This is a genomic window from Amycolatopsis minnesotensis, assembly GCF_039529815.1.
In the GTDB taxonomy this organism is placed as follows: Bacteria; Actinomycetota; Actinomycetes; order Mycobacteriales; family Pseudonocardiaceae; genus Amycolatopsis; species Amycolatopsis minnesotensis.
Genome location: NZ_BAAANN010000028.1, coordinates 60612 through 81110, shown reverse-complemented (window position 1 = coordinate 81110; position 20499 = coordinate 60612). Strand labels below are relative to the sequence as shown.

General features: G+C 70.6%; 21 protein-coding genes. 10 read left to right on the top strand and 11 right to left on the bottom strand.

The annotated features are described in order from the left end of the window. Positions 1 to 81 precede the first annotated feature (81 nt). Positions 82 to 435, top strand: coding sequence for a YciI family protein (locus tag ABD256_RS30105; RefSeq protein WP_344426467.1), 354 nt, complete (start codon positions 82 to 84; stop codon positions 433 to 435). Here ABD256_RS30105 and ABD256_RS30100 read toward each other — a convergent pair. Next, positions 432 to 1361 (bottom strand): CE1 family esterase, encoded by a 930-nt coding sequence (locus ABD256_RS30100; RefSeq protein ID WP_344426464.1) that lies wholly within the window; start codon positions 1359 to 1361, stop codon positions 432 to 434. The genes ABD256_RS30105 and ABD256_RS30100 overlap by 4 nt on opposite strands. Positions 1362 to 1498: 137 nt before the next feature. Further along, a complete protein-coding gene (locus ABD256_RS30095) occupies positions 1499 to 2257 on the bottom strand; it encodes a GNAT family N-acetyltransferase (protein WP_344426461.1) in 759 nt (252 codons plus the stop codon). A gap of 217 nt (positions 2258 to 2474) precedes the next feature. Here ABD256_RS30095 and ABD256_RS30090 point away from each other — a divergent pair, with 217 nt between their 5' ends. The 4 genes from ABD256_RS30090 to ABD256_RS30075 all read left to right on the top strand — a co-directional run bounded on the left by ABD256_RS30090 (position 2475) and on the right by ABD256_RS30075 (position 6691). Continuing rightward, positions 2475 to 3764: an O-acetylhomoserine aminocarboxypropyltransferase/cysteine synthase family protein gene (locus ABD256_RS30090; protein ID WP_344426458.1), complete on the top strand. Its 1290-nt coding sequence runs from the start codon at positions 2475 to 2477 to the stop codon at positions 3762 to 3764. Next, positions 3761 to 4231, top strand: a complete 471-nt coding sequence (locus tag ABD256_RS30085) for a CoA-binding protein (RefSeq protein WP_344426456.1) — start codon at positions 3761 to 3763, stop codon at positions 4229 to 4231. Before ABD256_RS30090 ends, ABD256_RS30085 begins: the two co-directional genes overlap by 4 nt. A gap of 220 nt (positions 4232 to 4451) precedes the next feature. After that, complete coding sequence (locus ABD256_RS30080) at positions 4452 to 5075, top strand: TetR/AcrR family transcriptional regulator (protein WP_344426454.1); 624 nt, start codon at positions 4452 to 4454, stop codon at positions 5073 to 5075. Positions 5076 to 5155: 80 nt separating this feature from the next. Further along, positions 5156 to 6691: an FAD-dependent monooxygenase gene (locus ABD256_RS30075; RefSeq protein ID WP_344426451.1), complete on the top strand. Its 1536-nt coding sequence runs from the start codon at positions 5156 to 5158 to the stop codon at positions 6689 to 6691. 109 nt (positions 6692 to 6800) lie between these two features. On the opposite strand, the gene alc is transcribed toward ABD256_RS30075, so the two are convergent. From alc to ABD256_RS30050, 5 genes are read right to left on the bottom strand one after another with little or no spacing between them, the layout of a single operon-like run. Further along, positions 6801 to 7808 (bottom strand): allantoicase, encoded by a 1008-nt coding sequence (alc, locus tag ABD256_RS30070; protein WP_344426632.1) that lies wholly within the window; start codon positions 7806 to 7808, stop codon positions 6801 to 6803. Positions 7809 to 7830: 22 nt separating this feature from the next. Continuing rightward, on the bottom strand, positions 7831 to 9150 hold the full coding sequence (allB, locus tag ABD256_RS30065) for an allantoinase AllB (protein ID WP_344426449.1): 1320 nt from the start codon (positions 9148 to 9150) through the stop codon (positions 7831 to 7833). A gap of 9 nt (positions 9151 to 9159) precedes the next feature. Further along, the gene (gene gcl / locus ABD256_RS30060) at positions 9160 to 10854 is read right to left on the bottom strand and encodes a glyoxylate carboligase (protein WP_344426447.1); all 1695 of its coding nucleotides are present in this window, start codon (positions 10852 to 10854) and stop codon (positions 9160 to 9162) included. A 4-nt stretch (positions 10855 to 10858) separates the two neighbouring features. Beyond that, a complete protein-coding gene (locus ABD256_RS30055) occupies positions 10859 to 11773 on the bottom strand; it encodes a 2-hydroxy-3-oxopropionate reductase (protein WP_344426629.1) in 915 nt (304 codons plus the stop codon). Continuing rightward, positions 11740 to 12492 carry a hydroxypyruvate isomerase family protein gene (locus tag ABD256_RS30050; RefSeq protein WP_344426626.1) on the bottom strand — a complete coding sequence of 251 codons (753 nt, stop codon included), beginning with the start codon at positions 12490 to 12492 and terminating at the stop codon, positions 11740 to 11742. Before ABD256_RS30050 ends, ABD256_RS30055 begins: the two co-directional genes overlap by 34 nt. Before the next feature lie 143 nt (positions 12493 to 12635). On the opposite strand from ABD256_RS30050, the gene ABD256_RS30045 reads away from it, so the two are divergent. The 5 genes from ABD256_RS30045 (at position 12636) to ABD256_RS30025 (ending at position 16279) form a co-directional block, all read left to right on the top strand. After that, entirely contained in the window at positions 12636 to 13109 is a 474-nt protein-coding gene (locus ABD256_RS30045; RefSeq protein ID WP_344426444.1) for a helix-turn-helix domain-containing protein, read from the top strand. Between the two features lie 97 nt (positions 13110 to 13206). After that, entirely contained in the window at positions 13207 to 13680 is a 474-nt protein-coding gene (gene uraD, locus ABD256_RS30040) for a 2-oxo-4-hydroxy-4-carboxy-5-ureidoimidazoline decarboxylase (RefSeq protein WP_344426441.1), read from the top strand. Between the two features lie 34 nt (positions 13681 to 13714). After that, positions 13715 to 14038: a hydroxyisourate hydrolase gene (gene uraH, locus ABD256_RS30035; protein ID WP_344426438.1), complete on the top strand. Its 324-nt coding sequence runs from the start codon at positions 13715 to 13717 to the stop codon at positions 14036 to 14038. A gap of 2 nt (positions 14039 to 14040) precedes the next feature. Continuing rightward, positions 14041 to 14934 carry a factor-independent urate hydroxylase gene (gene pucL, locus ABD256_RS30030; protein WP_344426436.1) on the top strand — a complete coding sequence of 298 codons (894 nt, stop codon included), beginning with the start codon at positions 14041 to 14043 and terminating at the stop codon, positions 14932 to 14934. 10 nt (positions 14935 to 14944) lie between these two features. Next, positions 14945 to 16279, top strand: coding sequence for a nucleobase:cation symporter-2 family protein (locus ABD256_RS30025; RefSeq protein WP_344426434.1), 1335 nt, complete (start codon positions 14945 to 14947; stop codon positions 16277 to 16279). A 71-nt stretch (positions 16280 to 16350) separates the two neighbouring features. Here ABD256_RS30025 and ABD256_RS30020 read toward each other — a convergent pair whose 3' ends face one another. From ABD256_RS30020 to ABD256_RS30005, 4 genes are all read right to left on the bottom strand, one after another. Beyond that, the gene (locus ABD256_RS30020; RefSeq protein WP_344426432.1) at positions 16351 to 16695 is read right to left on the bottom strand and encodes a hypothetical protein; all 345 of its coding nucleotides are present in this window, start codon (positions 16693 to 16695) and stop codon (positions 16351 to 16353) included. Positions 16696 to 16985: 290 nt separating this feature from the next. Beyond that, positions 16986 to 17675: a nitroreductase family protein gene (locus ABD256_RS30015; RefSeq protein WP_344426429.1), complete on the bottom strand. Its 690-nt coding sequence runs from the start codon at positions 17673 to 17675 to the stop codon at positions 16986 to 16988. Between the two features lie 109 nt (positions 17676 to 17784). Further along, a complete protein-coding gene (locus ABD256_RS30010) occupies positions 17785 to 19023 on the bottom strand; it encodes an MFS transporter (protein WP_344426426.1) in 1239 nt (412 codons plus the stop codon). Positions 19024 to 19049: 26 nt separating this feature from the next. Beyond that, positions 19050 to 20495, bottom strand: a complete 1446-nt coding sequence (locus tag ABD256_RS30005; protein ID WP_344426423.1) for an aldehyde dehydrogenase family protein — start codon at positions 20493 to 20495, stop codon at positions 19050 to 19052. Between the last annotated feature and the right edge of the window lie 4 nt (positions 20496 to 20499).

Here is a 20499-nt window from a genome sequence, read left to right as displayed (position 1 = left end):
CCGTGACGTGAAGCACACCCGACGGGGTGTCGATTCACCGCGAGGCCGTTCGTATCGAAGCTGAGAGGAAGGAGAACACCCATGAAGCAGTACCTGCTCAGCATCTACCAGCCCGACGGCGCCCCGCCGCCACCCGAGGTGCTCGACCCGGTCATGCGCGAACTCGATGTGGTGAACACCGAGCTGAGGGCATCCGGGAACTGGATCTTCAGCGGGGGCCTGTGCCCGCCGGACACGGCGACCGTCGTCCACCACGACGGCGGCGAAACCCTCACCACCGACGGCCCCTACCTCGAAGGGAAGGAGCACATCGGCGGGTTCACGGTCTTCCAGGCGGCCGATCTCGACGAGGCGCTCGACTGGGGGCGCCGGTTCGCGCGCGTGCTCAGCCCGCTGCGCATCGAGATCAGGCCGATGGAGTTCGGTACCTGCTAACGCCAGAGCGGGTGCTCGGCGAAGAAGCGCATGATCACCGGCGTCGCGTCGAACACCGCCGGGGTGTCCGAGTCCGGGTTCGGGTGCGTGCTCGGCCAGTCGTGCCCGAGCCCGGTCACGCGGTAGTGCACGAGATCGGCTCGGCAGTGCCGCCAGCGCTCGATGCGGACGACGCCGTCATAGGCGTCCTTCACCGCCGGTGCGCCGTGGCAACGGTCGCGCGCGGCCCAGCCGTCGAGCCAGTCCGGGATCGACGGCAGGCCGCGCGCGCTGTCGCCGTCGTACGGGATCGTGGTGTCCGCGGTGCCGTGGAGGTCGATGACCGGAGCGGGCCGCGACGGCTCGCAGGGGCCGGACTGCGGGTAGAAGGCGCCGGACACCGGGGCGAACGCGGCGATGCGGCCCGGCAGCCGGCAGGCGAGCACACCGGTGAACCCACCGCCGTTGGACTTGCCCGCCGCGTAGATCCGCGCCGGGTTCACGCACAGCTGCCGCTGCAGCTCGTTCAGCAGGTCGCTGGTGAACAGCACGTCGTCGGCCGCGGCCGAGTACGGAGCGCCGGTCCACGCCGTCTCGCCGTCGGTGCCGACGAGGCCCTGCGGGTAGACGGCGATCGCCGACGTCGTGGAGAACTGCGACAGGGCTTCCTGGTAGTCGCTGGTGCGCTTGTGCCCGTGGAAGGACAGGACCAGCGAGCTCGGGCGCCACGGCCGGTAGTCCGCGGGGACGTGGATCGTGTAGGTCCGCTTCAGCCCGCCCGAGTTCACCGTCCCGGTGACGGTCTCGCCAACCGGGACGGGGCTCGCGTGGCCGCATCCGCGCGACGGGATCGGGGTGTCCACGATCCGGGGCGCCGCGTCCGCTGGTGCGGCCGCGAGCCCCACCAGCGCCAGCGCCACCAGTCCCACCAACCTGAATTTCGGCATGACCGCCTCCAGCCCGTTCGCGTCACCGTCGACGCGGATGCGTGCACGATTCGCCGGAAGGTGAGCTGTGTCACCGTTTAGTTCATTGAGTTCACCAGGCCGTGCCCCCGGGCGCAAACCGGGGGCACGGCAGGCGATCAGGTGTTTTCCCTGCTCAGGTGCACCATCTCGGAGGCGGGCCGGTAGCCCGCCCGCGCGTAGATCCGCGCCTCCGGCGGGCCGGCCGGGGTCAGGAACGGCAGGTGCGCGCCGCGCTCGTGCGCACGCCTGGTCAGGCACTCGGTGATCGCCGCGGCGATCCCCCGGCGCCGGTACCGCGCCCGCACCCCGAACCCGGCCAGCTCGGTGAACCCGTCCGTGATCACGTCCGCGACGCCACCACCGGCGGCCTCGCCGGTTTCCCGGTCGAACGCGACCACCGCGAGCCCGCCCCTGGCGACGTTGTCCTTGGCGCCGGCCACGTCGTCATCGGTGACGGGATCGAGGGAGTCGTACGCCTCGTGCTGCGCGGACAGCATCGCCGCGTACTCGGCGTCGGCGCCGGGGACCACCAGGGTGGTGCCCGCCGGTTCCGGCTGGGTGACGGCCTGCCCCGGCGGGCAGGTCATCACCGGGACCCGCCGCTCGAGGGCGAACCCGGCCGCGCGCAGCGCCGGTTCCGCCTCCGGCGCCGTGTCGGTCATGAATTCGAGGCGCGGCAACAGGTTTCGCCGCCGGTACGCCTCGGCGAGTGCCTCCACTTCGGACGCCGTCGGGACGGCGCCGTCGTCGGGGACGGCGTAGTTGAGGAATCGGTTGGCGGAACGCGGCGAGAACGTGGCCAGGAACGGCCCGATCCGCTCGGTTTCGCGACCGGTGGCCGCGTTGGCACGAAGGTAGGACTGCAAAGCAGACACTGGTGGAACGACCTTTCGAGCAAAAGGGAATGTGGACAGCGTCGAGCGCCGCCGGTCACTGCCTGGCGACGCCGCGAAGGGCGTCAGGCATGAGGCATCCCCTGATGGTCGAAGGTGCGTTCTCCCACCATCGTCGCAGGTGCGGCAACCGGTTTTCCGTCGTCAGCCGGTGGGACGCGTGTGGATCGCACGAATGGATGAAGTACCGTGCCTGAGGATGAGCGAACGCAGCTGGGGCTTCCGCACCCGCGCACTGCACGCCGGTGGCACGCCCGACCAGGCAACGGGCGCCCGCGCGGTGCCCATCTACCAGACCACCAGCTTCGTCTTCGAGGACTCGGCCGACGCCGCGAACCTGTTCGCGCTGCAGAAGTACGGCAACGTGTACAGCCGGATCGGCAATCCCACGGTGGCCGCCTTCGAAGAGCGCATCGCGAGCTTGGAGGGCGGGATCGGCGGGGTCGCCACCTCGAGCGGCCAGGCCGCGGAGTTCCTGACCTTTTCCGCGCTCACCGAAGCCGGTGAGCACATCGTCGCGGCGACGGGTCTCTACGGCGGCACGGTCACCCAGCTCGACGGCACGCTGCGCCGGTTCGGCGTGACCACGAGCTTCATCCCCGGCGACGACCTCGACGTCTACGCCGCCGCGATCACCGACCGCACGCGCCTGATCTACACCGAGGCGATCGGCAACCCGAGCGGTTCGGTCGCCGATATCGCGGGGCTGGCCGAACTCGCCCACGCGCACGACATCCCGCTGGTCGTCGACGCGACGCTCGCGACGCCGTACCTGTGCCGCCCGCTCGAACACGGCGCGGACATCGTGCTGCACTCGGCGACGAAGTTCCTCGGCGGGCACGGCACCACGCTCGGCGGCGTCATCGTCGAATCGGGGAAGTTCAACTGGGGCAACGGGAAGTTCCCCCGGATGACCGAGGCGGTGGACAGCTACGGCGGGCTGAAGTACTGGGAGAACTTCGGGGAGTACGCGTTCTGCACGCGGCTGCGCGCCGAACAGCTTCGCGACATCGGGCCAGTCCTTTCGCCACACTCCGCTTTCCTTCTGCTGCAAGGCGTCGAGACGCTTCCGCACCGCATGGAGGCGCACGTCGCAAACGCGCGCATCGTCGCGGAGTACCTCGAAGCGGACAGCCGCGTCGAATGGGTGAGCTACGCGGGCCTGCCCTCGCACCGGCACCACGCGCTGGCGAAGCGGTACCTGCCGGGCGGTCCCGGCGCGGTGTTCTCGTTCGGGGTGAAGGGCGGTCGCGCGGCGGGCGAGAAGTTCGTGGAATCGGTCGAACTGCTCTCGCACCTCGCGAACGTCGGCGACGCGCGCAGCCTGGTGATCCACCCGGCGTCCACCACGCACCAGCAGCTTTCCGACGAGCAGCTCCGCGCCGGCGGCGTCGGGCCCGATCTGGTCCGGCTGTCGATCGGACTCGAAGATCCCGATGACATCCTCTGGGACATCGACCGGGCCCTCGACCAGGCGGTGGCGCGATGACCTCCCCATCCGCCACGGAACGGCTCACCCTGCTGCGCCGCACGCGGTCGGTGACGATCGTCGGCGCTTCGAGCAACCCGGCGCGGCCGAGCTACTTCGTCGCCGCGTACCTGCTCTCGTCGAGCAAGTACCAGGTGCACTTCGTGAACCCGAGGCTCGACGAGCTGTTCGGGCAGCCGGTTCACCCGCGGCTGGCGGACGTACCCGAGGTCGACCTGGTGAGCGTGTTCCGCAAGCACGACGACCTGCCCGGCGTCGCGGAAGAGGTCATCGCGGCGGGTGCGCGCACGCTGTGGCTGCAGCTCGGGCTCTGGCACGACGAGGTCGCCGAACGCGCCCGCGCGGCCGGTCTCGACGTCGTGATGAACCGCTGCGTCAAGATCGAGCACGCGCGTTTCGCGGGCGGACTGCACCTGGCCGGGTTCAACACCGGCGTGATCAGCTCCCGGCGCCAGTCGAAGCCGTAGAGCCGAGCCCCTTGGTGACCCGCTGTGCGACTCCCGTGCCGTCATCCCCGGGGTCACCGTGATGATGCGCGCGCGTTGATTCCGGTGCGATGGGCGGCGGAAGCGCAGAACCGCCGGGGCTTGGTCCCTGAAGGACGCCTTCGGGTACTGCGAAGACCAACACGAAACTTGCCTAAAAGGCAAAGTTGCACTTTAGGCAAGTTCGCGTATGGTGGGTGTCATGAGCACCGACGGGCTGCGTGAGCGCAAGAAGCGGGAGACCCGCATCGCGTTGAGCTGGGCCGCGGTCCGCTTGGTGGTGGAGCGCGGGGTGGCGAACGTCAAGGTGGAGGACATCGCCGCCGAAGCGGGGGTTTCCCTGCGCACCTTCCGCAACTACTTCGCCAACAAGGCCGAGGCGATCGCCGCGCGGCACCTCGACCGCGCGCTGGAGATCGCGGAAGAGCTGCGCCTGCGGCCAGCCGAGGAGCCGCTGTGGACCGCCATCGTGGCGGCCGTGGAAGACCGCTTCCCCCTCGGTCTCGCCAACGGCGGTGAAGAGCCGCCGGACCAGCAGTGGGTGGACGGCGTCCGGCTCATGGTCGCCGAGCCCTCCTTGCGGGGTGAAATGCTCCGGGCGAACGCGGTGGCCGAGGTCGAAATGGCGGCCGCGATCGCCGAGCGGACCGGCACCGACGCCACCAGGGACCTGTACCCGAAGCTGGTGGCCGCCGCCGTCGGCGCCGCCGTCACCGTCACCATGGCCCACTGGCTCGAGGCCGATTCCCCGCTGGCGATGAAACCGCTCCTGCGCGACGCGCTCACGCAGTTCTCGGCCGGGTTACCCGAGCCGGGACCGCGTTAGTCCACATCAGACACACCAGGACCCCGGCGCGCCGGGGCGCTGAATGCTGCCTTTTTTCCTTCCATACAAAGGAGATTGCCATGACCTACGACGTCGTCATCGCCGGGGCCGGGCCGAACGGGCTCATGCTGGCCTGCGAGCTGAGCCTCGGCGGGGTCCGCCCGCTGGTGCTGGAAGCGCTGCCGGAGCGGAGCGTGGAGCCCAAGGCGAACGGGCTCGTCGGGCAGGTGGTCCGCATGCTCGACCGGCGTGGGCTGTACGAACGCCTCAGCGGACAGGCCGGCCCGTCGCAGCCCGCGCCGCGCTACATGTTCGGTGCGATGCCACTGGACCTGAGCGTCCTGGCGGACAACTCGCTCCACATCCTGGGGGCACCGCAGCGCCGCGTCCTCGCGGTACTGGAGGAACGTGCGCTCGAACTGGGCGTGGAAGTTCGCTACGGCCACGAACTCACCGGTTTCACCCAGCACGAGGACCGGGTCGAGCTGGATGTCGCCGGACCGGACGGGCCGTACCGGATCGACGCCGGATACCTCGTCGGCGCGGATGGCGGGAAGAGCGCGACGCGCAAGCTTTCCGGCATCGGCTTCCCCGGCGTGACCACCGACTCCTCGGTTTCCCGCTCCGCGTACGCAACCGTGCCCGCGGACTGGGTCGACCCCGTCACCGGCGCGCTGCACGTGCCGGGGCACGGTGAGATCCCGGTGCGCCAGCACTACCGCACCGGCCACGGCGTGTTCACCTACGCGAAGTTCCCGGACCGCCCGGCGCTGGTGAGCACCATGGAATGGGGCGACCCCGAACCCGATGAGCCGATGACGCTGGACGAACTGGCCGCGAGCGTGCGGCGGGTGCTCGGCGCCGAGGTCCCCCTCGGGCCGCCGGAGGGCGAGGGCCCGCACCTGCTCCGCCGCCTGGCCGGGGTGAACACCCGGCTGGCCGAGAAGTTCCGGGACGGCCGCGTGTTCCTGGTCGGCGACGCCGCGCACGTGCACTCCGCGATCGGCGGGCCGGGGCTCAACCTCGGCCTGCAGGACGCGATCAACCTCGGCTGGAAGCTCGCGGCGGCGGTGACCGGCTGGGCGTCACCGGACCTGCTCGACAGCTACGAGGCCGAACGGCGGCCGGTCGCGGAACGGGTCGTGATGCACAGCCAGGCGCAGTCGGCACTGATCGCGCCCGGCAGCGAGGTCACCGCGTTGCGCGAGCTGCTCACCGAGATGCTTGAAGATCCGAAGAACGTGCAGCGCGTCGCCGATCTGATGTCGGGCGCGGACATCCGCTACGACCTCGGCGGCGAGCACCCGCTGACCGGAAGCTGGGCGCCCGATCTGGAGGTGGGCGCGCACCGGCTGGCCGAGCTGACACGCGACGCCAAGCCGCTGCTGGTGGACCTGACCGAGGACGGTTCGTTCGCGGCCGAAGCCGCCGGGTGGGGCGACCGGGTCACCGTGGCCGCCGCCCCCGGTGCCGGTCCGGCCACCGCCCTGCTGCTGCGCCCGGACTGCTACGTCGCGTGGGCTTCCTCGTCGGAGACACCGGACGCCTCGGAACTCGGTGCCCTCCGGAACGCGGCCGCGCACTGGTTCGACGTCCGGGAACCCGCGCGCACCTGACCTCGGCGCCTTCTTGATGCCCCGAAGGATGCTCCTGTACAGCTCAAGGCGAGGTTTCGCGCTGCGCCACGCGCTGAAGGGGCCCTTCGGGGCATGGCCGCGGGGACCGTTATCCCGTGGCGGATTCGTAGCGCGCGGTGAGGGTGGCGCGGCCCTGGTCGGTCAGGGCGCCGAAGAGGCGGAGCCGCGCGAGGCCGCCGTCGGGATGGATGTCCAGCTTCACCTCGTCGGCCTCGCGGGCTTCGGGCAGCGCGAACCGGTGCCGGGTGTCGGGCTGCAGCCGCGTCTTCGGCAGCAGCTCGAACCACTCGGCACCGCCGGCGCGACCGGACAGCGACGCCCAGCCCGGCGCGTTTCCCTTGAGATTGCTGGTATCCACCTCGGCGAACCGGATGACGCCGGTGCCCGCGAGGCGCACGGTGGCCCAGTCGTTGCCGTCGTCGCGGCGGCGGGCGGTCTCCCAGCCCTCCGCCTGGTGCGCGGCCAGGCCCGGCGCGAGCATGTTGCTCGGCGACGAGTAGAACATGTTGCTGCAGCCGGTGATCACGGCGCCGTTCTCCAGCGCGGCGAGGTCGAGCGCGCCGGGATCGACGAGGCCGGGGTCGGCGATCGGGGTGCCGTGCACGCGAAGCCTGGCCACGCCGCCGTCGGGGTGCATGGTCAGCCGGACGTGGGTGAAGCGGCGACCCGGTGCCACCTCGTAGAGGTTCTCGGTGTGCCCGGCGGCGGCACCGCGCCGCACCAGCGGCCGCCAGTCCACTTCGGACAGTTCGGCGGCGTTGGGGTACCCAGCCACCGCGCAGCCCTCGACCGAGACGTGCGGCGGGAAGTTGCCCTTGAAGAACGCGGTGTCCACCACCACCCCGGAAACCGTGCCGGGCAGGCCGAGCCGGATCACCGCGACGTCGTCACCGGGTTCGCGGTGGCGGCGGGTCTCCCAGCCGTCGTACACCTGCCCCCTCGGCCCGAACGTCTCCGCCTGGTGCGCGGGCGGCCACGGGTTGATCAGGTTCTCCTTCTCGGCGAACAGCTCGTCGGTCGCCCACATCACGGTGCCGCCGAAACGGCGCGACGCGAGATCGGGCAGGCTGGTCCACTCAGGACGATCTGACAACAGTGCCTCCTAACAGCAGGGCCTACTAGCCTCGGGTGAGCAGTGTTCCGGCGGGCTCACCGTCTATTTCCTTGCCGCGCAACCAGGTCTGGCGTACCACGCCCGCGAGCGGGCGGCCGTGGTACGCGCTCACCGGGTTGCGGTGCCGCAGCTTCGCCTTGTCCACCACGAACGCCTCGTCCGGGGCGAACACGCAGAAGTCCGCGTCACGCCCCACTTCGATCCGTCCTTTGTGGCGCAGGCCCACCTGGTCCGCGGGCGCCTCGGCCATCCACCGCACCACGTCGGTGAGCGCGTACCCGCGCTGGCGCGCCTGCGTCCACACCGCGGGCAGCCCGAGCTGCAGGCTCGCGATACCGCCCCACGCGACACCGAAATCGCCGGTGTCGAAGCGCTTCAGCTCGGGTGTGCACGGGGAATGGTCGCTCACCACGCAGTCGATCGTGCCCGCGCCGAGCGCGCGCCACAGCCGTTCCCGGTTGGCCGCCTCCCTGATCGGCGGGCAGCACTTGAACTGCGTCGCGCCGTCGCCGATCTCCTCCGCGGTGAAGCTCAGGTAGTGCGGGCAGGTCTCCGCGCTGAGCGGCAGCCCGTCCCGTTTCGCGTCGGCGACCAGCTCGATCGCGTCCGAAGAGGACAGATGGAGGATGTGCGCGCGGGCGCCCGTTTCCCGTGCCACCGCGATGACCTGCGCGATCGCGGTGTTCTCCGCCGCACGCGGGCGCGAGTCCAGGAAGTCGCGGTACGCGGCGCCGTGGGCGTGCGGCGCGCCGTCGATCGTGTCCGAGTCCTCGGCGTGCACGATCATCAGGGCACCGAGATCGCTCAGCACACCCATCGACTCGCGGAACCCGGCCGGGTCCAGCGGCGGGAACTCGTCGACGCCCGAGTGCAGCAGGAAGCACTTGAACCCGAACACGCCCGCCTCGTGCAACGCGGCCAGCTCGCCCGCGTTGCCGGGCACCGCGCCGCCCCAGAACCCCACGTCGACGTGCACGCGCCCTTCGGCGGTCTTGCGCTTGACCCCGAGCGAGGCCACGTCGACCGTCGGCGGAAGGCTGTTGAGCGGCATGTCGACGATCGTGGTGACCCCGCCCGCCGCCGCGGCCGCGGTCGCCGTCTCGAAGCCCTCCCATTCGGTCCGGCCGGGATCGTTGACGTGCACGTGCGTGTCCACGAGCCCCGGCATGAGCACCGTGTCGTCGCCGAGCGCCACCTCCCGCCTGCCCGGCAGGTCCGCCTCGTACGGCTCGACCGCGACGATCCTCCCGCCGTCGACACCGACCGCGACGGACCCCTCTCCGGCACCCGTCACCGCTCGACGGGCCCTGACCACCAACTCCATCCGCACCTCCTAGGGAACAGGTTCGAACTCAAGCACGTTGTCGAGTGCCGTGCCCATCGCGGCGTTTGCCTCCCGCTCGATCATGACCTCCACGAGCACCGGACGGGAAGTGCGGTCGGCCTCCTTTCGCGCCCACGCCAGCGATTCGGTGATGTCCGCGGCCTCGGTCACCCGCCGCCCGGAGCAGCCGTAGGCCTCCATGATCTTGACGTTGTCGGTGCCGACCGCGTCGTAGTGGATGTCGACCTCGGTGTTCATCCCGTAGCCGCGCTCGGCCTGGCGGATCAGCCCGAGATAGGTGTTGTTGAGCATGACCAGCACGAACGGCACGTCGTACTGCGCGGCCACGGCCAGCTCCTCGACCAGGAACTGGAACGAGTAGTCGCCGACAACGCCGACCACCTCGGCGCCGGGGCGGGCCTTCTTGACCCCGATCGCGGCCGGGATCTCCCAGCCGAGCGGGCCGGCCTGGCCGCACACCTGGTAGTGCCGTGGCAGGTGCGCGCGCTGGAACTGGCCGGACCAGATCTGGTAGAGCCCGATCGCGGTGACGAAGTAGGTCCGCTCGCCGTAGAACTCGTTGATCTCCTTGAACACCCGCGGCGCCTTGACGGGCGTGTCGTCGAAGTCCTCGCGGCGCGGCAGCAGGCGCTTGAGGTCGGCGATCCGCTCGACCCAGGCCCGGTTGCCCGCCGGAACTCCGCGACGGTCGATCGCGGCGGCGAACGCGTCGAGGAAGGCGCCGGTGTCGGACACGATGCCGAGGTCGGGGCCGAACACCTTGCCGAGCTGCGTCGGCTCGATGTCGACGTGGACGAACGTGCGCTCGCCGCGGTAGACGTCGAGCCGCCCGGTGTGCCGGTCGCCGAAGCGCGCGCCGAGCGCGAGCACGAAGTCCGATTCGAGGAAGGCCGCGTTCGCCCAGCGCTGCGAGGTCTGGATGCCCGCCATCCCGGCGAACAGCTCGTGGCCCTCCGGGACGCTGCCCTTGCCCATCAGCGTGACCTGCACGGGAACACCGAGCCGCTCGGCGACGGCGAGCACGCGCTCCCCCGCATCGCCCAGCACGACCCCGCCACCGGCGAGGATCAGCGGGCGTTCCGCCGCCAGCAAGAGGTCGAGTGCGCGTTCGACACGGGCGGGCGCGGGTGCGGGCACGGTCACCGGTAACGGCCCGTCGATGCTCGCGTCCCACTCGATGTCCTGCTTCTGCACGTCGATCGGGAGGTCGATGAGGACGGGGCCCGGCCTACCGGAGCGGGCGATGCGGAAGGCCTCGCGGAACACCCACGGCATCTGCGCGGCTTCCTTGACCTGGACCGCCCATTTCGTCACCGGTTTCGCGATCTCGACGATGTCGACGGCCTGGAACGCCTCGGTGTGCAGCTTGCGCGAGTCCGCCTGCCCGGTGATGCAGATGATCGGGATCGAATCGGCGTGCGCGGTGTAGAGGCCGGTGATCATGTTCGTGCCGGCCGGCCCCGAGGTGCCGATCGCGACGCCGACGTTGCCGGTGGTGCGCGCCCACCCGTCGGCCATGTGCGTCGCGCCCTCCTCGTGGCGGACGATCAGGTGCTCCACCCCGCTGCCTTGAAGTGCCTGGTACAGCGGGAGAATCGCGGCGCCGGGGCAGCCGAACACGGTGTCGACGCCCTCGCTCTCCAGCACGTCGACGACGGCGCGCATGACAGGGACCCTGGCCATCGCACTACTCCGTTCCCCGGCCGCGGCCGGACAGCTGTTCGACGATCTTGAGCAGTGCGCCGTGGTCGAGCGCGCCGTGGCCCTGCGCGTTCAGCGCGCCCATGAGCTGGGCGACCGCGGCGCCGAGCGGGATCGCGACGCCCGCGTCCCGCGCGGCCGACTGCACGATGCCGAGGTCCTTGTGGTGCAGTTCCACCCGGAAGCCGGGGGTGAACTCGCGCTTGGCCATCGCCTCGGCCTTGCGGTCGAGGATCCGGTTCCCGGCGAGCCCGCCCGCGAGCACGGTGATCGCGGCCGCGGTGTCGACGCCGTGCGCCTCCAGGAACACCAGCGCTTCCGCGACCAGTTCGATGGTGCCCGCGACGATGAGCTGGTTGGCCGCCTTGACGGTCTGACCGCAACCGGCCGGGCCGACGTGCACGACGGTTCCGCCGACGGCGTCGAGCACCGGGCGCGCCGACTCGAAGTCCGCCGCCGCGCCACCGACCATAATGGACAGTGCGCCGTCGATCGCGCCCTGCTCCCCGCCGGAAACGGGCGCGTCCAGCGCGCGGATCCCCTTCGCCGCCGCTTCTTCGGCGACGCGCCGGGAGACCTCGGGGCGGATCGAGCTGCAGTCGATCAGCAGCGCGCCCTCGGCCGCGTTCTCCAGCACGTCTCCCAGAACCACCTCTTCGACGTCGGGCGAGTCCGGCAGCATCGTCACGATCACCTCGGCGCCGCGCACCGCCTCCCGCACCGAATCGGCGCCACGGCCGCCCGCCGCCGCGAAGGCGTCCACTTTGGACCTGCTGCGGTTGTACCCGGCCACCTCGAACCCGGCCGCGACGAGGTTCTTCGCCATCGGCAGGCCCATGATGCCGAGCCCGATGAAAGCCAGTCGTGTCATGCGGTTCCCCTTCTTTCCCGTGGCAGCCAGGCGAACGGATCGCCAGTGGGTGCGTATTCGAGGCCGACGAAGCCGCCGTACCCGGCGGCCTCCAGCGCTCCGAGGTGGTGTTCGAAGTCCAGTTCGCCGGTGCCCGGCTCGCCCCGGCCGGGCGCGTCCGCGATCTGCACGTGCCCGATGCGGTCGACCTGCCCGGGGAGCGCATCGAGGTCGTCCCCGTTGACGGCGAGGTGGTACAGGTCCGCGAGCAGTCCGACGTTGCCGTGCCCGGCCTCGTCGATCAGCGCGATCGCCTCGGCCGCGGTCCTGATCGGGTAGCGGTCCGCGCCGGAGAGCGGCTCGATCACCAGCGCGGCGCCGATCCCGGAAGCGGCCTTCGCGGCGAGATCCAGATTGGACAGTGCGAGCGCCCGGTGTTCGATACCGTCGATCCGGTTGCCGTACAGGGCGTTGAAGCTGCGGCAGCCGGTCCGCTCGGCGATGCCGATCGCCACCGCGACGCTGTCCGCGAACTCGGTTTCGCGGCCGGGCCACGAGATCAGCCCGCGATCGCCCGCGGGCATGTCACCGGCGAAGAAGTTGAGCCCCACCAGCGAAACCCCGGCGTCGGACAGCGCGCGCACGAAGTCGTCAACGGCGCGGTCGCCCGGCACGGCCTCATCGAACGGCCACCAGAACTCGACCGCGTCGAACCCCGCTTCGCGCGCGGCCGCCGGCCGTTCGAGCAGCGGCAGCTCCTTGAAGAGCATGGACAGGTTCACGTCGTAGCGCAGGGAGTGCGGCACGAATACCTCCGCTCGATTTCGTATTGTGGAACTTTATTTTCGCATAACGACAGTAACTCGCTTCGGCTCGTCTCGTCAACGTCCCGTCGCCGGGATACCGTGCGCGGGTGGAGCTGCATGCCGAGTTCACCAGCGAGCCGTTCCGCGGCGAAGGACCGCCGCCGGAACACGCCGTCCGCGCCTGCGAAGCGGCCGAACGAGCCGGGTTGCGCACCGACTTCGGCCCGCTCGGCACGTCGGCCGACGGGGACCACGACGCCGTGCTGGACGCGCTTCCGTCGATCGTGCGCGCCGCGCTCGACGGTGGTGCGACCCAGGTGACGCTGCGCCTCGGCACGACCCCCAGGGGCACTCCACCCACGGCAGGCGACACGAGCGTGCTGGATGGATTCGTCCGTGCCGTCGAGGCCGAACTCGGCACGCGGCTCGGCGATCTCGACCGGCCCGGCAAGCAGCGCGCGGTGCGCCTGCTGGAAGAGCACGGCGCGTTTCAGCTGCGCAAATCCGTGGCCGCGGTCGCCGAAGCGCTCGGCGTCACCCGGTTCACCGTGTACAACTACCTGCACCGGGACGAGTCCTGAGCACGGGATTCAACAAACTGTTGACGCCCGGCGAACCCGGTCGTACCGTTTCGAGAACAGAAAACTTCCTTCCACGATGCAGAATCTTGGAGCATCAATGGAGTTGTCCTGGTTCAATTCGGCCGCCGACGACGAAGCCGGGCCGCTGCTGACCGCGTGCCTCGCCGTCCCCCGCTGGGCCGGCACCCTGCTCGACGGGCGGCCCTACCCGGACGTGGACGCGCTGGTGAAGGCGGCCGAAGCGGCGGAGCCCCTGCGCGCCGGCGAGGTCGAGGCCGCGATCGCCGCGCATCCCCGCATCGGCGCGAAGACCGAAAAGGACAGCTGGTCGAGCACCGAACAGTCCGGAGTGGACGATTCGGAGGCCGCGCTGTTCCAGGCGGCCAACGCGGAGTACGAAACCCGGTTCGGGCACGTCTACCTGGTGTGCGCCAGCGGCCGATCCGGCGCGGAGCTGCTGGCGGACCTGCGCGCGCGGCTGACCAACGATCCCGCCACCGAACTGGCGGTGGCGGGTGCGGAACTGGCGAAGATCGCGAAACTGCGACTGCGGAAGGCGGTGACGGCATGAGTGCCGACGACGTGTTTTTCCCGGCGGAGGAGCCATGAGCGCGGTGACCACGCACGTACTGGACGCGGCGGCGGGGAAACCGGCGGCCGGGATCGACGTGCGGCTCGAAAAGCGGGACGGTACTTGGGAATCCGTCGCCACCGGTCGCACCGACGACGATGGCAGGGTGCGCGAACTCGGCCCCGAAACGCTGGACGCGGGCGTCTACCGGCTCGTCTTCGACACCGAGGCGTACCAGGGCGAGGACGGGTTCTTCCCCGAGATCACCGTGTGCTTCCGGATCACCGGCCCGCGCGCGCACCACCACGTCCCGATCCTGCTGAGCCCGTTCGCCTTCTCCACCTACCGAGGGAGCTGACCATGGGCATCTCGCTTGGCCCGAACCAGTACGGCAAGGCCGAAGTCCGCCTCGTGACGGTGGACAGGTCGGGGCCGGTGCACCACCTGAAGGACCTGACCGTGTCGACGGCGTTGCGCGGCAGCCTCGAACGCACGCACCTGACCGGCGACAACGCCGACGTCGTCGCCACCGACACGCAGAAGAACACGGTGTACGCCTTCGCCAAGGAACACGGTGTCGGTGAGATCGAGGACTTCGCGCTGCGCCTCGCGCGGCACTTCGTCGGCGAGTTCAGCCACATCACCGGCGCGCGGATCCTCGTCGAAGAGCACGGCTGGCACCGGATCCCGGTCGACGGCGAGCCGCACGACCACGCGTTTTCCGGTGCGGGCGACGAACGCCGCACCACCGCGGTCACCGTCCAAGACGGACAGACCTGGGTGGTTTCCGGGCTCACCGGGCTCACCGTGCTCAAGTCGACCGGTTCGGAGTTCCACGGTTTCCCCCGCGACCGCTACACGACGCTCGCGGAAACGAACGACCGCATCCTCGCGACCGCGGTCACCGCGCGCTGGCGGCACACCGATCTCGATACTGCCGAGTGCGACTGGGCGAAGAGCTTCGGCGAGATCAGGCGCATCCTGCTGGAGAAGTTCGCGAGCAAGCACAGTCTTTCCTTGCAGCAAACGCTTTACGCGATGGGGGAAGCGGCGCTCGAAGCGCGCCCCGAGATCGCGGAGGTGCGGTTGTCGCTGCCGAACAAGCACCACTTCCTCGTCGACCTGTCGCCGTTCGGCCTCACCAACGACAACGAGGTCTTCTACGCGGCCGACCGCCCGTATGGGCTGATCGAAGGATCGGTCCTGCGCGACGACGCGCCGGACCCCGGACCCGCCTGGCACACCACGTTCTAAGGACGGCCCTGTGACCGCCACGCTCACCACCACGCACCCCGTCGACCGGAAACCACCCGCCCTCCAGCTCATCGCCGGCGGGTTCCAGCACGTCGCCGCGATGTACGCGGGCGTCGTCGCGCCGCCGCTGATCATCGGCGCCGCGGTGGGGCTGAGCGCGGGCGAACTGAGCCTGCTGATCAGCGCGAGCCTGTTCACCGCGGGGCTGGCGACCCTGTTGCAGACACTGGGCGTGTGGCGGTTCGGCGCGCGGCTGCCGCTCGTCAACGGGGTCACCTTCGCGACGGTGGCGCCGGTGTTGTCCATCGCGAAGCAGCACGGTTCGAACGCGCTCGGCGTGGTCTACGGCGCGACGCTGATCGGCGGGGCGCTGGTGGTGCTGGCAGCGCCGTTCTTCTCGCGGCTCACCCGGTTCTTCCCGCCGCTGGTGACCGGCACGGTGATCACGCTCATCGGCGTTTCGCTGCTGCCGGTCGCGGTGAAGTGGGTGTCGGACCAGCAGGACACGGTGCGGCCGTCCGGGCTGCTGCTCGCCGGGGTCACCATGCTCGCGGTGCTGGCGTTCACCCGGTTCCTGTCCGGGTTCTGGAGCCGGGTCGCGCTGCTGCTCGGGCTCGTGGCCGGCACCGCGGTCGCGTGGCCGCTCGGCGAGGTGGACACGAGCACGCTCACGCAGGCGCCCGCGTTCGGCATCGCCACCCCGTTCCACTTCGGTGCGCCCGCGTTCGACCTCGCGGCCATCGTGTCGATGGCGATCGTGATGCTCGTGGTGATGGCCGAAAGCACCGCGGACATGTTGGCACTGGGCGAAATCGTGGACCGGCCGACCACCGGGAAGACACTCGGCGACGGCCTGCGCGCCGACGGCTTCGCCACCGCCGTCAGCACGGTGTTCGGCGGTTTCGCCTGCACCGCGTTCGCGCAGAACATCGGCCTGGTCTCGCTGACCGGGATGGTCAGCCGCTACGTCGTGGCCGCGAGCGGGGCGATCCTGGTGCTGCTGGGCGTTTTCCCGATCAGCGGCGGGATCGTCGCGCTCGTACCGCAGCCGGTGCTCGGCGGCGCCGGGCTCGTGCTGTTCGGCAGCGTCGCGGTCAGCGGCGTGCGCACGCTCGCGAAGGCCGCCTTCGACAACCCCGCGAACGTCGCGATCGTGGCCGCGTCACTCGGCATCGGCCTCATCCCGATCGCGGCGCCGCAGTTCTACGCCGACTTCCCCGCGGCCGTCCAAACGGTACTGAACTCGGGCATCAGCGCGGGCTGCGTCGCCGCGGTCGTGCTGAACTGTATCTTTGGTCGGTCGGCAAAATTTGCGCTGCCGGGGGCGCGGCACTCGGAGATGTAGGCGGGCGTGGTCGGGTTGGCAGTGGTCACGGGTGACCCTGGTGCCGCTTCGGTCCGTGTTCACCGGCGCCGTTAGCCGAAGACCACTGAGCGCAGGAGGAGCCTGTCGCCGGCCCGGCCACCGGAGCGCAGCGTGTAGAAGGCGCCGCCTTCACAATCCGCTTCGCGGAACATCCTGGCACTCGAACGGGTCCGGTTGTGCGGCCGGAACGCGTGCGCGTCGGAGAAGTCCGCGATCTCGGGGATCTCGAGGCAGTAGCCACTCGGCGGGTCGACGAGCGCGCCCTGCCGAAGCTCGCCGTCCTCGTCGTTGTACCAGTAGGTGAACTCCCCTTCGGTGGCCGACGCGGTGGCCGGTACCCCCACCGCGAGGGCGCAGGCACTGACGACGGCCACGGCCACGGAGCGAAGTCGCATCACGGGTTCCCTTTCCTGGGCTTTGCTGACCCGCTCACCCTGCTGGTGGACTCGTCCGAAGGGAACCGCCGTCACTCCTCGGTGCGCGAGCGCCACTCCGCCGTGGCACATCCGGTAGCCCGGACGTGCCACGGCTTCGCGAACCGTGATCGTGAAATGCTTGTGTCACAAGGAAATCGCGTTGGGTCATGCTTCGGGGCGGACGATTGCCCAGCGCATCGCCCTGAGTGCGGTGCGCTTGGGTCTTCTGGGTGACCTCGCCGTGAATCCGGGGGACCACGCCGGTGGCGTCAGATCCGCACGAGCACCTGGTCGAGGCTTTTCCTGGTCAGGTTCGGCACCACGCAGTCCCGCGCCGGATAGCCGACCGGGATCACCGCGAACGCCTTCTCGTTGCGCGGCCTGCCAAGGAGCTCGCCGAGGAACCGCATCGGCGACGGCGTGTGCGTCAACGCCGACAACCCGGCCAGGTGCAGGGCCGTGAGCAGCATGCCGACCGCGATGCCGACGGATTCGTCCACGTAGTAGTGCTTGCGCTTCTCCCCGTTCTCGTCCAGGTAGTAGCGCTGCTGGAAGACCACGATCAGATAGGGCGCGTCCGTCAGGTGCGGTTTCACCGCGTCCGTGCCGATCGGCCGCAACGCCGTCAGCCACTCGTCGCCGAGCCTGCCGTCGTAGGAGATCTGCTCCTCTTCTTCGGCGGCTTCGCGCAGTTGCCGCCGCACGTCGGGATCGGTGACCAGGCAGAACGTCCACGGCTGCTGGTGGGCCCCGCTCGGCGCGGTGGAGGCGACCGCGATCGCGTCCAGCACGGCCTGTTCCGGCACCGGGTCGGCGGAGAACATCCGGACGGTCCGGCGTTCGTCCATGCGACGGCGCAGCTCGGCGGACCTCGTGACGGACTCGTCCGCCGCCATCCGGTCAGGCCGGTACGGGACGGCGTCGTAGGGCTGACCGTGGATCGGCTCGAAGGCAGTCATGCCTCGATTCTGACGCGCCCGCGCCCCGGCGTGAACCCACCAACGGCCGATTTCTGACGGCCCGCGTCCGCCCAGCGGACATTCTCCCAGGGAGCGTGCAGCGGGGCCTTCAGGGACTCTGACGCCGCTGTTCCCGCCCTCGCGGGTGTGCGGGCGAGGCATGGGCCTCGTCGGGTGCGGCCTGTGCCACCGGGGCGAACGACATCGCCGCCAGGCCGAGCAGCGCCACCGCGGAGAAGAACCAGAATCCCCACGGGTAGGCCACTCCAGCCGTGACGAGCGCACCGGTCACGAACGGGCCGAGTATCGCGCCGAGCCTGCCGATCGCCGAGGTCATCCCCAGCGCTGTCCCCCGCGTCTCGGTCGGGAAGGTCTTCGCCACGTAGCCGAAGATGAGCACCTGCGCGGAGAACACGAACACCCCGGTCAGCAGCACGGCGGCGTTGAGCAGCAGGGTGCTGCCGATCCGCAGGCTCAGCACGGCGAGCAGGATCGCGCCCGCGGCGAACCACACCAGCGCGGTGGGCTTGATGCCGCGGCGGTCCGCGACCCGCCCGGCCAGCAGCAATCCCAGCACCGCGCCGACGTTGAGCACCAGCAACAACGTCAGCGAGGTCGACATCGCGTACCCGGCGGTGCGCATCAGCTGCGGCAGCCAGGTGTTGAGCCCGTAGACCAGCAGCAGCCCCATGAACGACCCGACCCAGGCCGCGATGCTCGCCCGCCGGTACCGCGGGCTCAGCACGGTCCGCCGTTCGCGCGCCTTTCCCTTCGCCGCGAGGAACGCCGCCGATTCCGGGAGCCGGAACCACATCACCGGCAGCACCAGCAGCCCGACGATCCCGCCCGCGTAGAACAAGATCTCCCAGTCCTCGACCACCACGAGCGCGAGCACCGAGGTCAGCACCGCGCCGACGTGGTAACCGGTCATCGTCAGCGTGCTGGCCGACGCCCGCTTCGCCTCGGAAAGGTGCTCGGACATCACCGTGAGCGCGACCGGCATGCACGCGCCGAGGCCAAGCCCGGCCAGGAACCGCAGCACGCCGAACACCGGCACGGTCGGCGCCAGCGGGGTCAGCAGGGTGAACACCGAAAACGCCAGCACGGACGCGAGCAGCAGCGCGCGCCTGCCGAACCGGTCGGCGAGCGGGCCGACGCACGCCGCGCCGACCGCGACCCCGCACAGCGAGATCGTCGCGACCGCGGTGGCACCGGCGGGGGTGAACCCGAGGTAGCCGCTGCGCAGCACGGTCGGGATGGTGGCCCCGAGCGCCACCAGGTCATAGCCTTCGAGCAGGACGGTGAGCCAGCACAGCACGGCCGGCCACCGCGATCGAGCAGGCGCCATTGCCTCGCTCCTTCGCTTGCGGGAGGTCAGAACGGGTAGCGGGCGATCTCGGCACGGACGGTGAGCCACTGGACTTCGGTGAACGCTTCGATGTTGGCGGCGGCCCCGCCGAAGCGTGACCCGTTCCCGGAGTCGCCGACACCGCCGAACGGCACATTGGGCTCGTCGCCGACGGTCTGCTCGTTGATGTGCACCTTGCCGGAGCGCACCCGGTCCGCGAGCCGCATCGCGGTGCCGACATCGCCGAGGATCCCGACCGAAAGGCCGTACTCGGACTCGTTGACCATCGCCGCCGCCTCGTCGAGGTCGCGGTAGGCGCGCACCGGCGCCACCGGGCCGAAGATCTCTTCGCGCCACGCTGGCGTGTCCGCGTTCAGTCCGGTTAGGACGGTCGGAAGGTAGTAGGGCCCTTCGGCTTTCCCTCCCGCGGCGACGGTCGCACCCGCGGCGACGCTCTCGTCGACGATCCTGCCGATGTTCGCGAGCTGCTTGCCGTCGATGATCGGACCGAGGTAATCGCCCGGCTTCAGCGCGCGGGCCTTCTTCGCCAGCGCCTGCACGTAATCGTCCACAAGGGACTCGTGCACGAGGTGCCTGCCGGTGGCCATGCAGATCTGGCCCTGGTGCAGGTACGAGCCGAACGCGCCAGCCGAAGCGGCGGCGGCGACGTCGGCGCCCGGCAGCACCACGAGCGCGTTGTTGCCGCCCAGTTCCAGGTGAACGCGCTTGAGCCCGCGGGCGGCCGCCTCGCCGACCTTGCGCCCGGCCGCGGTCGACCCGGTGAACGACACCACCGAAACCTCCGGCGCGGCGACCACGGCCGCTCCGACGGCGGCGTCACCCGGCACCAGGTGCAGCAGCCCGGCAGGCAGGCCCGCTTCCTCGAACACCCGCATCAGCGCGACGCCGCCGCACACCGCCGTGCGCGGGTCCGGCTTCAGCAGCACCGCGTTGCCGAGCGCCAGCGCGGGTGCGACCGACCGGATCGAAAGGATGAGCGGGAAGTTGAACGGCGCGATCACCGACACCACCCCGGCGGGCATCCGGCGCGCGAACGACCAGCGCGGCTCCTCCGAGGTCAGCACCTCGCCGCTCGGATGCGTCGGCAGCGCCGCCGCCTCGAAGCAGATCCCCGCCGCCATCTCGGTTTCGATCGCGGCCTTCGCCTTGGTCGACCCCGCTTCGCGGACGAGCCAGCCGGCGACCTCGTCCGCGTGCCGCTCCCACAGCTCACCCGCACGCCGGAGCACCGCGGCCCGCTTCCGCGGAGACGTCGACGCCCACGCGCGCTGCGCTTCGGCGGCCTGCGCGGCCGCGCGCTCGACGTCGTCGGGGGTCGCGATGCCGACGCTGCCCAGCGTGGCGCCGGTCGCGGGCTCGACCACCTGCCGGGTGCCGCCGCCTCCCGCCGTCCACGCGCCGACGTGGATCCTGTCCTGCCAGATCGTGCTGTCGAGCAGCGTTCCAGGCATGTGC